Source organism: Gilliamella sp. Occ4-3 (assembly GCF_001690675.1).
Classification (GTDB): domain Bacteria; phylum Pseudomonadota; class Gammaproteobacteria; order Enterobacterales; family Orbaceae; genus Gilliamella; species Gilliamella bombi.
On the sequence record NZ_LZHR01000041.1, the window covers coordinates 1 to 13052 of the forward strand.

A 13052-nucleotide genomic window follows, 5' to 3' on the forward strand; every position below is an offset into this window, starting at 1 on the left:
GAAAGGTGATTATAATACATAGCAATCTCCAAACTGTGGTGGTGCGAAGGTGCTAGTATAAATCACCTTTCTACTTTCTTCACTCCACCGTGTTTAAAATTGCACTTCATGTTTGAATCCAGGTTTTTTGTGAAAGAAATAACATTTATATCAATACTTTACCAAACATTATTATTTGGCGTGCTAATTTCGCTTAGGTGACGGCACATCCTGATGAAGGAAAAGAGTTAATGGAATTTAATTCTTCTATTTTTCATTTTTCTTATAATACTCTGTTTTATTGAGCCGAGTGTGTTTTATCACAAGATAAAAACTCAGCACATCCAAAAACAAAATCAAGTATCTTAATAAATCTTAACAAAATTTTTAGTTAAAAATGTAGCCAAATTTTTTTTAAACATTATAATTTTAAAAATTAGAATTAATTCAGCTATATTTTATAGATTATAGATCGTTAAAAAAATAAAATAAAACAATATATTACTTTACAAAAGGGATGTTATGCAGTATACTTATCAACACCAGACACCAGCACTGGCAAACCTATGTCTTAAATTTATTAAATAACCACGTTAGACGAGTTTTTACACTTACTTCATTTTTAGCATCGAAATTATCCATACAATTATCTACAAAAAAAACGTTGATATTAGTGCCATTGTTGTTATTGCCGTATTCGCCTAATTTGCAGGCATTAACTGCGCATACTAGTAATGTTATAGAAGGTAGTGCACCATATTTAACATTTGATGGTGGTAAAACTAAAGCGATCACAACCGATGATTTATTGAATATCACTCTATTGGATGGAACAATAGTTACTCCATCAACCAATACATCAAGCGTAACAAATCCAATAACTTTACCTAAAGGAAGTACTTTAAGTGATATTCACATGTTGATTCCCTCATCAGTTGATTCAGTCAGTTTAAATGATATAGTGAACACTTATCATTATTGGGGCGATGATGATGGTGATGGTCAGGGAATAAATGGCGTAACCGCAAAAGGAAATCTATCTGCTTATTTTTCCGATAAAAATGGTAATGCTGTTAGTCGTAATGATATTTTAGATATTTGTAAAGCACCTTATAAGGTGATATTAAGTAGTACAGAGGGGTCTTTAAAAACACAGTACGGTGTACCAGATACAAATTATTTCCACCGTCAATCGGTGGAGTACTACATCAGCCCAAATTTACCTCCTAAAATCTGTCATGTAAGACCAAATCTAACCTATGGTGCAGGTGATTACGCTGGTCCAGCTAATATTTGGAATCCAACTAAAGGATTTCTAGTTCAATCAACTAATCCAACATTTTACGAATTAAATTTTCCGACAACAGGTGCAGATGGTTTGTACTTTGATTTAGACATAGGTGGAGGTAGTCAGTTGACTTGGACTCCTGTTACACATGGGGGAATAACAGCTACTGTGACAAGGACGTTACCAAATGCAGGCGATAATTGGATATCCAATCATTCAGTAGAGGTAATGCGCGTTACGTTAACGGGTCCTAGGGCAAGTGATAACCAAAAAAGCTCAGATTCCCCAAGTCCAATTAGCAAGCCAACCTTGCCTCAAACATTCGAGTTAGTGGGTAGAGATAGTCAAGGTAGTGTGGTTGTCAAGTATGGGTTTGTGTTGAAGCAATGGTTCGTTAATCGTGGATTTCGAGCGACTGACGCTTCTAAACAAGCTTCTTGGTGTAGCCATTTAGGTTATCGTTTTCCACAGGTAAAAGATTTAACTAATGCGGTTTGTTCCGGTAAGTGGTCAGGTCACTGGTGTCAAGGTTCTGTCGGTGCCATCCCATCATCATCTGGTAATCATTACCAGCGTCGAATTGGCGTAGGCTTTTTTACTGAGTGGGGAGATATGAGCCGTTATACCAACGCAGATTTTGCTAGTCGCAACTACTGGACAAGTGATACTGGAAATAATTACTTATTCGGTGTTGACTCGGACGACGGTGATGTGCTCGGTGGGAGAGCTAGTAGGAATGGACTTTGTGCTGCTAATTAGCCTTTCGGATTTAGTCCTTGACTGCTGGGGGGAATTATATTCTCAATAGCAGACAATCTATTAAAAAAAGTAAACTTTAATGGTTGTTTTTATTCGGTATAGTTTCGGACGTTTTGAGCTTTTGCTTTAAATAGTTTTAGTAGCAATGTATGAGCTAAGAAGATAGAGCGATTTTCTTAGCAATTTTTGGCTTTAGCTGGGATAAAATGGTCTCTTTGCTATCCTGCTGCAGTTGTCAGCAATTTGTAAGAGTGGTAAATAATCCAAAAAAACATCGTAATAAAAACATAAAGCAAACTATAAGTGTTTGATTTTACAAAAACATTAAATTTAAAAAAACTTTAATAAAATCAATGCTCTACCTGAACGATTTTATGGGGGAATATTAACTTTCATAATATCGAAAAGCTAGGCAAACGAGTCGTTACCTAGACCGTCATTTAGTCTGTAATACATTAAAGCAAGCTTTGTTTCGGCGTTACTTTCTTAAAAATATGCTCGTTCGCAGTGACCGAGGATGCTAGCCAATAAAGCACTATTTAAATATATTGAAATCTATTATTATTGTATGCGTGGTTGTTCAGCCAAGAACTAGGTATTGCTAGAACAATATGAACAACAATATTATCAAAATAAAAAAATGATAGAGGGGGCTATGTATAATATTTTGGTAAGGATCGTGTTAATTCTTTTTATGGTGATGTGACATAATCAGCAAATATTTAGCGATTTAAAAAGATAGAAAACGAAAGTTTAAACTATTTATTAGCTTTGATATTATGGTTAATATTTAGAACTTTGACACCATATTAAATATGATGTCAACAAATGAGAAGATGAAAATATTAGGTTGGTGTATCGACATCATCCCAATCAGCATTTTCAAAATTGGTTAACCAATTTAAAGCATAATGACGCTCTTGAATAACATCACTTATAATCGATGCGGGAGGTTGCTTATCTTTCATTCGAAAATCTGTGGTTATCCAATGTAAGCGGTAGTGTAAATCTAAAGCATCTAACAATTCACTAACTGGTCTTAAGGCCACGGTTGAAAAATCTTGCCCACTATGTTGCATTCCTTGGTCAACTAACGATGAAACATCGCAGATAGTATCAGCAAAAGGGAGCTCAGATTGCCAATTGATAGCCCATTGTAAAGGTAATAATGCTTCGTATTTCCAAGACATTTCTATCACATCTTGCTCTGTCGGCTGTTCGCTATAAATAAAGTCGCGCTCATTATTTGATAAAGCCTCAAACCCCATTGGACAACGTTCTTTAAATTCCATCGGATTAATTGGATCATTTTCTCTAAAACTTTCAGCCTGAATACCTGTTAACATTATTGCTAAGGCTCGTTTAGCTACTTCGTCAGGTGTTCTAAGTATTACTTCCGATTCGGCAATAACCGGTGGTAAATGTGTAGGTGTATGCAACCCCAATTTGGCTAAATACTGTTCAGTTTTTGTTTTTCGCTTTAATGCTTCTAGTGGATAAGGGACGATTACATCTAAATCAATGTTACCATCAGGATCTTGTAATACATCTCCGTCAGGATTCCGAATAGTTCCATCAGGCATAAATATAATTGCATTCGCCTGCCAGCCCCAAGTGGTAAATTCATTGAAATTATCTTCTTCAATCTCAAAGGTAAATTGGTGTTTAACTCGTTGGATATGGCGATACAAAGCATAACGGCGTGAATTCATCTGCCCATCTCCTGCTTGCATGACATAACCGATAAAACCATCAAGGTGTTTCGTCAACTCAGAATCATCCAATCCGCGATGGTATAGACGTTCGCAGGGAAAATTAATGGCTGGTGGATGAGTGACTGTAGAATAAGCATTTATCAATATTGGCATTTCAAATATTCCTAGTTTAGATTTGGTATTTTTATTATTATAAATAGTGGCTGTTTTTTAATCTAATTCTATAATAGATCATGGTAGTTTTCTATATTTTTTAAATGCTATACTCCGTTTTGTGATGTTTGTTATTTTGTTGAATAAATGATTTTATCTGGTGTATCGCTGAACAAGATATATTTTATTTTTCAATGTATACGTTTATTCCTTACTTTGTAAATACCATACTGTCATTTCCATTCTTGATTTAAAATTAAGTTTTTTGAATATACTTTTGATATGTACTTTGACTGTGCTTTCAACGATACCTAAATCTTTTGCAATTAGCTTATTTGGTAGTCCTTGTACTAATAAATTAAAAATTTCATTTTCTCTTGGTGTCAATAAACTGACATCATGCATCTGTTTTGTAGCTAGTTGTTCGTTATTACGCATATAATTGAGGATAATATGTGAAATAGCATTATCCATAATTAGCTTTCCTATCGAGATTTCTTGTAGTGATTTTAGAAAATCTTCAGGCTCCATATCTTTTAATAAATAGCCATCAGCACCTGTTTTTAGTGCGGTGATTATATCTTCTTTTGCATCTGATACTGTAAACATAATAATGCGACTCGATATTTTTTTTTCACGCAAGTAGCGTAATATTTCTAATCCATTAACATCTTGCATATTGATATCAAGTAGAATAATATCAGGATCAAGCTCTTCGGCTAATTTAACGCCTTCTATTCCAGAGCCAGTTTCTCCCACAATGTCAAAATGGTTGACTGTATTTATCAGCTGTTTTACGCCATTTCTTAACATTGGATGATCATCAATAAGAAGTATTGAGCAATTTATTTGTTCCATTTTTACTCTTCTATTGCTTTGAATGAAATGGTTTTATTAACCTTAAATGCTATCATAATTTGTGTCCCTTTGTGGGGAGGACTGTTTATTGTTAAATTACCATTTAGTATTTCAACTCTATCACGCATAATGATTAGACCATAACTATTATCCTGTTTAATATTGTTTTGTAAACCAATGCCATTATCCTCAATACAGACGGAAATAATTTGATGATCATCAATTTTTAAACTGACAATAACCTGTGTGGCTTTAGCATGTTTATATATGTTATTTAGTCCTTCACGAATAATTTGTAATAAATGAAATGCATATTTACTATTGATAATATTCAGCGGCAATAAATATTCAAACTGAATATTGAATTGTAATTTTTGATTAAATTCCTCAATTAATTCCATTAAATTTGCATAAAAACCCGTTTGGTTAAGGCGTAAGCGAAAAGAGGTAATTAGTTCTCTTAGTTGAGAGTAGGTTATATTGACTTCTTTACGCATTGTTGCCAATAAATCAATACTGCTTTGTGATGTTAAATCTGATTGCATTTGTAAGCAGCTGAGGTGTATTTTTAAACAAGATAGAGATTGAGCAATGGAATCATGCAGCTCTCTGGCCATTGCTGAGCGTTCTTTTATTAATAAATATTGTTTTTGTTGTTCAATTTGTCTATCGAGCTTCATTGCAGTAGTCATTTGCTCGATAACTCCCACAATTAAGTTTTCTTGTTCATTGGTTAATATGATATTTTTTGGCTGCAAAGCAAATAATATCCCATATTTTTCCCCGTTTTCTTGAAGGTGCCAATGGCGTTGAAAGTTATTTTTTTGATAAGATTTTGATGAGATTAAACAAGCTTTGCATTTAGAATTTTGGCAATAAGGTAATTTTTGCTCATTATCGTAACTGATTTGTTGATAATGCTCAGGATCATTTGATTCATAAAAACGGATTTTAAATTGAGTTAATGGTACTAAATCTTCTAATTTGTGTAGTATTTTTAGAAAACGTTCACACAATGGCTCTGAAGTATGTAGTTGCTTAATTGTTTGATATTGAAATGAAACAATTTTATTGGTTTGTTGTAATTTAGCTGTTTTTTCTGCAACTTGTTTTTCTAACAATAAATATTGTGATTCAATTTGCTCGGACATTTTGTTAAAAGCTAGCCCTAAAAGATCAAATTCATTCTTTTTGTCTTTAATATTAAAACGCTCTTTAAAATTGTGGTTAGAAATTGCTTCAGCCATACTGATTAGTTTTTGCCATGGCGCAAGAAGGTAGTAACGTAAGTAATAAATTTGAACAGCTAAAAAAATTACGATAATAATAATAAATAACTGTTGTAATTGAGAAATATAATAAATTTTGTTTTCGGTTTTTTGATCAATCTTATCGACTAAATGGTTGATACGAGCAACATAGTTTTCAATATCAATTCTTATTTCATCGATTTTTTGTGCTTGCTGTATTTTAGTAATAAGTCGAGTATTCCAATCAGTTTCTAACTGATTAAATTCATTAATTAAATCGTAGCGTTTTAAAAGCGTTAAATGTTTTTGTGATGAAGAAATATTAATAAAAATATTTAAACGGTCATAATCTTGTTTACTAAGTGGAACCATTGTTAGTATTTGGTAGTTCTTCATTCTTAGTAGGCCTAATTGATTAACCATATATGCCCCACCTTTTGTATCATTGGCTACCTGGATTGAAAACGATAAAGCGATTAAAGCAATAGCGCCTAAACAGAACAGTAATAGTGTTAAACGATTAATAATTGATTCGGTGGGGCGAATTTTTATTTTCGACATATAAACACTCAATATTATTTTGTAATTTTATTTTAGCTAAATAGTAATTTATGGTTATTGTAGCTTGAAAAGAGTATCTATCTGATCTTTTTTGTAACTTTTTGCGATCTTTTGTTAAACAGCGCTTGCAACAAGAATAAAATTTGCGTAAAATTCACGCCCTATAAGATTAATCACGCAGACATATATGTTTAATCAAGTAATCGTCTGCTTTTTATTGCGGAGTTAAGTATGTACGCAGTTTTCCAAAGTGGTGGTAAACAACACCGAGTTAGCGAAGGACAAGTCGTTCGCTTGGAAAAAATTGAAGTCGAAACAGGCGCAGAAGTTGTTTTCGATAAAGTTTTAATGGTAGCAAATGGTGAAGACATCAAAGTTGGTGCTCCGTTTGTTGAAGGTGCAACAATTAAAGCAGAAATTGTTGAACATGGTCGTGGCGATAAAGTGAAAATTGTTAAATTCCGTCGTCGTAAACACTATCGTAAACAACAAGGTCACCGTCAGTGGTTCACTGATGTGAAGATCACTGCAATCGCTTAATAGGAGTATTGAACAATGGCACATAAGAAGGCTGGTGGTTCATCACGTAATGGTCGTGATTCCCAAAGTAAACGTTTAGGTGTTAAACGTTATGGTAGTCAAGAAGTTCTTGCTGGTAACATTTTAGTTCGTCAACGTGGAACTCAATTCCACCCAGGCACTAATGTAGGTTGTGGTCGTGATCATACCCTATTTGCCTTAATTGATGGACAAGTAAAGTTTGAAGTTAAAGGACCTAAGAATCGTCGTTATGTTAGTGTAGTTGCTAACAGCTAGTTCATAAACGGTTCAAAAGTTATAGAAGCCTCACAATTATTGTGGGGCTTTTTTCATTTCTTGAAGTTAATATAAAATTGATGGTGATATGATAAAGCAGCAAAATGTTAAATTAGGTTTTGCACTTGCCATGTTAACCGCAGTGATGTGGGGCATTGTGCCAATTGCAATGAAATATGCGCTAGTGGTTGTTGATCCATTAACATTAGCTTGGTCGAGATTGGCTATTTCAGCGCTTGGTATTACTATTTGGTTGGCTTACAAAAAGCAATTTCCTAATTTAATGATGTTCAGAAAACATCGTCGTTTTGTTTTATTGATGATTGCAGGTTTTGGGTTGTTGGGTAATTTTGCACTGTTTGCTAATGCAGTTCAGTATCTTTCAGCTACAACTGCTCAGGTTGTTGGGCAAACTGGCATTGTGATTTTTATGATTTCAAGTGCTTTTATTTTTAGAGAGAGACTCAGGCCGACTCAAATTATTGGTATTTTAGTATTATTAGTTGGGCTTGCGTTATTTTTTAATAAAAATATTGTAGATCTGTTTTCTAATATGTCTTCGTATGGTATTGGTGTGTGGCTTGGTTTACTGGCTTCGGTATCATGGGCTTGCTATGCGCTTGCTCAAAAAGTACTATTACAGAAATTACGTGCAGAACAGTTACTTTGGTTAATTTACCTTATTTGTACTGTTTTTTTGTTGCCTTTTACATCGCCAAGTAAAATTATAAATGCTGATGCAACTCAACTGTTTGCTATCATATTTTGTGGTTTAAATACTATTATTGCTTATGGTGCGTTAGTGATGGCTATGGAGCGCTGGCAAGCAGCACAAGTGAGTGCAATAACAACTTTAACGCCATTATTTTCGCTCATCTTTTCAGATTTTTTTGCTTTAATTTGGCCTGAAAAGTTTGCTATGCAATATTTAAATATTTTAGGTTATATTGGTGCAGTATCTGTTGTTGCGGGTGCTATGTTTGCGACCATTGGGCATTATATTTGGCATCCAAGAAAAGGCTGGCTAATTAACCGCAATAAAGGGGAAGAATAATGAAATTTGTTGATGAAGCATCAATCCGTGTTGAAGCTGGAGATGGTGGAAATGGTTGTGTCGGTTTTCGCCGAGAAAAGTATATACCTAAAGGTGGTCCTGATGGTGGCGACGGTGGCGATGGTGGTGATGTCTTTTTTATCGCTGATGAGAATTTAAATACACTAGTTGATTTTCAGTTTGAAAAAAATTACCGTGCTGAGCGTGGTCAAAATGGACAGGGTTCTGATTGTACGGGTAAGCGTGGCCGAGATATTACCGTTAAAGTACCGGTGGGGACACGAATTACCGACAAATATACTGGTGAAATTATTGGTGATTTAACGCATCACCAACAAAAAGTATTGGTTGCCAAGGGCGGTTTTCATGGGCTTGGAAATGCGCGTTTTAAATCATCGGTAAATCGTGCTCCAAGGCAAAAAACTGATGGTACTCCAGGTGAAAAGCGCGATGTATTATTAGAATTATTATTACTTGCTGATGTGGGGATGTTGGGCTTACCTAATGCTGGTAAATCAACTTTTATTCGCTCAGTTTCAGCTGCTAAACCAAAAGTTGCCGATTATCCATTTACTACTTTAGTGCCTAGTTTAGGTGTAGTAAGAATGGATAATGAACAAAGTTTTGTTGTTGCTGATATTCCTGGTTTAATAGAGGGGGCATCAGACGGTGCAGGACTTGGTATTCGTTTCTTAAAACATCTTGAACGTTGTCGTGTTTTAGTTCATTTGATCGATATGGCACCAGTAGATGAATCAGATCCGATAGAAAATGCTAAAGTGATAATCAAAGAGGTTCAACAATATAGCGAGACATTAGCTAATAAACCACGTTGGTTGGTATTTAATAAAATGGATGTATTAGGTCCTGAAGAGAGCGCTAAACGTGCAGCTGAAATAGCTAGGGCACTTGATTGGCAAGATAAATATTATATTATTTCAGCCATTAATCAAGAAGGTATAAAGGCTTTATGTTGGGACTTAATGGAATATATCAATACGCATCCACGTGAAGCAGAACAAGAAGAGTCATCACCTGAAAAAGTGGAATTTATGTGGGATGATTACCATCAACAAGCAATGGATGAGGCTTTTGATGATGACGATGATTTTGATGACTGGGACGAAAGCGATGAAGAAGGTGTTGAATTTATTTATCAAAAATAATAAGTATTATACTCTATTTTATTTCGCCTAAATTAGCCATTGCGTACAATTTTTTATAAAAGCAGAATAGGAATATTCTGCTTATTTTTTATATTGTTAAATATCAATCCTCTTATTATGAAATTAGTGGATAGTGCGTTTATTTTTATTTAGCTTAGAAAAATAAAAAAATGCTTGATTTTGTTAATGATAATCATTATCATTATTTTGTACTTTGTTAGAGCTTTAGAGGCTTTTGAAAAAGTATGACATTGCTCACATTGCTTCCAATGTTTACCAGCTTGACGTTATCGCTAAGCTGGTTTTTTTGTTTTATGTTATTAACAACTATTTTTTAAACATTATTCTTTAGTTAACGTTATTTTATTTTTTGTTTTTTATCTACATGCTAATGTCATCACAAAGGTTTAGATGAAAATTGACGGAAGAAGAGTAAAAAATTATTTTTATGATTATCTAGATAGTTAAGTTTTCAAAAGCTAACTATTTATTAGTTTGTTCTCGATATCAAATAAAATGAGAAGTGCTGCGTTGCCACCAAATTCTTTAGGCGCTTGATGAAAACAGATAACATGAGGATGTTGAGCTAGCCACATGGGTGTTTGTTTTTTTAAGATGTTTTTACCATGTCCATACATGATACAAGCACAATGCGCTCTTTCACGTAAACATGCTGCGATAAGAGCTGCAATTTCTTTTTTAGCCTCTTGTTGAGTTAACCCATGTAGGTCTAAAAAGAATTCTGGTTCATAAAATCCACGACGCAATTTTTTTACTTCGTAGGGATCTGCATTTTCTCGACTATAGCGAATAGGGTCTTCTTGCAATAGCGGCTGATAATCATCAGAAAAATAAAATTCAGCATTAATTTTTTCATATTGCTGTTTTTGGGTTTCTATTGCTTTTTGTGAACGTTTTTGTGGTTTATGAACGACAGTATCTTGTTTTAGTTTTTTGGTGATGTTACCAATACTATTTTTAAACAAGTTTATATCATCTTGGTCTAAATTAAATTTATTTGGCATTGATTTCTACTCTGGATAAATTTTTTCTTTAAATTCGCACAAATCTTCTATAACACAGGATCCACATCTAGGCTTTCTGGCAATACAGGTATAACGGCCATGTAATATTAGCCAGTGGTGACAATTTATTTTATATTCTTTGGGTACGACTTTCAGCAATTTTTCTTCAACAACCTCCACCGTTTTACCTGGTGCAAAACCTGTACGGTTGCTTACTCTAAATATGTGTGTATCAACGGCAATGGTAGGCCAACCGAAAGCGGTGTTTAACACAACATTTGCCGTTTTACGACCAACACCCGGTAATTCAATTAGTGCATCAAAACTTTCAGGAACTTCACCCTGATATTTATCTACTAAAATTTGACACGTTTTTATTATATTATCCGCTTTACTGTTATAAAGCCCAATGGTACGGATATAGCTTTTTAGTTTATCAATACCGAGAGCCAAAATTTGTTCAGCAGTATTCGCAATAGCAAACAGCGGTTTTGTGGCTTTGTTTACACTAACATCAGTCGCTTGGGCTGAAAGTACTACTGCGATTAATAGTTCGAAAGGTGTTTCATACACTAGCTCTGTTGTTGGATCTTTAATATGATCCTTTAATCTTTCTAGAATCTGAATACGAGTAGATTGTTTCACAAAATAATTTAATTAAAAAATAGTAAGGTGCATATTATATACTTTTATTTACTGTTTATCTGTAAGTTGCCTTTATTTTTTATATAGATGGGAACGATGAAACATACTGATTAATAATTGTAAGACACTTTTATTTTTAATGTTGCTTAGTTTTTTATTATTTGTGTATTCACATTCATACTCACTGACTTTTTAGCATAGTGATTTTATGATAAGCTAGAGTACTATTTCTTAATTTTATCAAATAAGGTTTTTTAAAGATATGCCCTTACCAATGATTGTCACCTTTGCTGTATATATTTTAGGCATGATTGCCATAGGTTTTTTTGCGTTTCGCTCAACGCAAAATTTTGGTGATTATATTTTAGGTGGGCGTCGTATCGGTAGTGTTGTGACTGCGCTTTCAGCTGGTGCATCAGATATGAGTGGTTGGCTATTAATGGGATTACCTGGTGCTGTTTTTTTGTTTGGTATTTCACAAAGTTGGATTGCAATCGGATTGATTATTGGTGCTTATTTAAATTGGCTACTCATTGCAGGACGATTACGAGTCTTTACTGAAATCAATCATAATTCACTAACTTTACCCGATTATTTTGCTCGTCGATTTGATGATAAAAGCTCACTTCTACGTATTATTTCAGCTATCATTATTCTAATATTTTTTACTATTTATTGTGCTTCTGGTGTAGTTGCGGGTGCAAAGTTATTCGAGAGTACATTTGGTATGAGCTATGGCTGGGCGATGTTAGCGGGTGCAGGTGCAACAATTGCCTATACGTTTATCGGTGGTTTTTTAGCAGTAAGCTGGACTGATACTATTCAAGCTAGTTTAATGATGTTTGCACTTATTCTAACGCCAATTATGGTTATGGTGAATGCTGGTGGGCTTTCTGATGCATTGATATATATTGAATCGCTCAATTCAGATTATACCAATTTATTTGCTCATATGGATTTTATTGCCATTATTTCATTATTAGGTTGGGGGCTTGGATATTTTGGGCAACCTCATATTTTAGCCAGATTTATGGCTGCTGATTCACATGAAGTAATGAAAAACGCTCGACGGATTAGTATGACATGGATGATTTTGTGTTTAGCTGGCGCAATCACGGTTGGTTTTTTTGGTATCGCCTTTTTTGCTCATAATCCAGATTTATCTTACTTGATTAATGATGGTAAACATGAACGTATTTTTATCGAATTGTCGAAATTACTCTTTAATCCTTGGATTGCTGGTATTTTGTTGGCCGCTATTTTAGCAGCGGTAATGAGCACATTAAGTTGTCAATTATTAGTTTGTTCAAGTGCTCTAACGGAAGATTTTTATCGTGCGTTTTTTAGACCAAAAGCAAAACAAAAGGAACTGGTATGGGTTGGTCGTATAATGGTGCTATTAGTTTCAGTTATTGCTATTTTATTAGCTATTAATCCAAATAATAGCGTACTTGATTTAGTAAGTCATGCTTGGGCTGGATTTGGTGCGGCGTTTGGTCCTATAATCGTATTTTCTGTTTTTTGGTCGCGTATGACACGTAATGGAGCACTAGCTGGAATGATAACTGGTGCCGTAACTGTGTTGCTATGGATTAATTTTAATTGGTTTAATTTGTATTCGCTTATCCCTGGATTTTTATTTGCTTCTATAGCTATTATTATTTTTAGTCTTTTTGATAAAAAGCCAAACGAGATCGTAGCAGATCATTTTAAACAAGCGTATAAACGTTATCACAACAAAATAAATTAGAATAAATCTTATTTAAACTAGAATATAAATGTA

General features: G+C 34.1%; 11 protein-coding genes. 6 read left to right on the forward strand and 5 right to left on the reverse strand.

Annotated elements, in window-relative coordinates; translation table 11 throughout:
* The first annotated feature begins 496 nt into the window (after positions 1-496).
* Positions 497-2026 carry a hypothetical protein gene (locus A9G44_RS04090; protein ID WP_179854800.1) on the forward strand — a complete coding sequence of 510 codons (1530 nt, stop codon included), beginning with the start codon at positions 497-499 and terminating at the stop codon, positions 2024-2026.
* 845 nt (positions 2027-2871) lie between these two features.
* Here A9G44_RS04090 and A9G44_RS04095 read toward each other — a convergent pair.
* The 3 genes from A9G44_RS04095 to narX all read right to left on the reverse strand — a co-directional run bounded on the left by A9G44_RS04095 (position 2872) and on the right by narX (position 6563).
* A complete protein-coding gene (locus tag A9G44_RS04095; protein ID WP_065609306.1) occupies positions 2872-3894 on the reverse strand; it encodes a DUF4272 domain-containing protein in 1023 nt (340 codons plus the stop codon).
* A gap of 204 nt (positions 3895-4098) precedes the next feature.
* A complete protein-coding gene (gene narL / locus A9G44_RS04100) occupies positions 4099-4752 on the reverse strand; it encodes a two-component system response regulator NarL (RefSeq protein ID WP_034915258.1) in 654 nt (217 codons plus the stop codon).
* Positions 4753-4754: 2 nt separating this feature from the next.
* Positions 4755-6563 carry a nitrate/nitrite two-component system sensor histidine kinase NarX gene (gene narX / locus A9G44_RS04105; RefSeq protein ID WP_065609307.1) on the reverse strand — a complete coding sequence of 603 codons (1809 nt, stop codon included), beginning with the start codon at positions 6561-6563 and terminating at the stop codon, positions 4755-4757.
* Positions 6564-6794: 231 nt separating this feature from the next.
* Between narX and rplU the strand changes: the two genes are divergently transcribed.
* The 4 genes from rplU (at position 6795) to cgtA (ending at position 9599) form a co-directional block, all read left to right on the forward strand.
* The gene (rplU, locus tag A9G44_RS04110; RefSeq protein ID WP_025314436.1) at positions 6795-7103 is read left to right on the forward strand and encodes a 50S ribosomal protein L21; all 309 of its coding nucleotides are present in this window, start codon (positions 6795-6797) and stop codon (positions 7101-7103) included.
* A 15-nt stretch (positions 7104-7118) separates the two neighbouring features.
* Positions 7119-7379: a 50S ribosomal protein L27 gene (gene rpmA / locus A9G44_RS04115; protein WP_034915250.1), complete on the forward strand. Its 261-nt coding sequence runs from the start codon at positions 7119-7121 to the stop codon at positions 7377-7379.
* 88 nt (positions 7380-7467) lie between these two features.
* Entirely contained in the window at positions 7468-8433 is a 966-nt protein-coding gene (locus A9G44_RS04120) for a DMT family transporter (RefSeq protein ID WP_065609309.1), read from the forward strand.
* On the forward strand, positions 8433-9599 hold the full coding sequence (gene cgtA, locus A9G44_RS04125) for an Obg family GTPase CgtA (protein ID WP_065609314.1): 1167 nt from the start codon (positions 8433-8435) through the stop codon (positions 9597-9599). Before A9G44_RS04120 ends, cgtA begins: the two co-directional genes overlap by 1 nt.
* Positions 9600-10078: 479 nt before the next feature.
* On the opposite strand, the gene smrB is transcribed toward cgtA, so the two are convergent.
* On the reverse strand, positions 10079-10624 hold the full coding sequence (gene smrB / locus A9G44_RS04130) for an endonuclease SmrB (RefSeq protein ID WP_065561077.1): 546 nt from the start codon (positions 10622-10624) through the stop codon (positions 10079-10081).
* A gap of 6 nt (positions 10625-10630) precedes the next feature.
* Positions 10631-11269, reverse strand: coding sequence for an endonuclease III (gene nth / locus A9G44_RS04135; protein WP_034913279.1), 639 nt, complete (start codon positions 11267-11269; stop codon positions 10631-10633).
* Positions 11270-11531: 262 nt separating this feature from the next.
* Here nth and putP point away from each other — a divergent pair, with 262 nt between their 5' ends.
* A complete protein-coding gene (gene putP / locus A9G44_RS04140) occupies positions 11532-13019 on the forward strand; it encodes a sodium/proline symporter PutP (RefSeq protein ID WP_155266132.1) in 1488 nt (495 codons plus the stop codon).
* Positions 13020-13052: the final 33 nt, after the last annotated feature.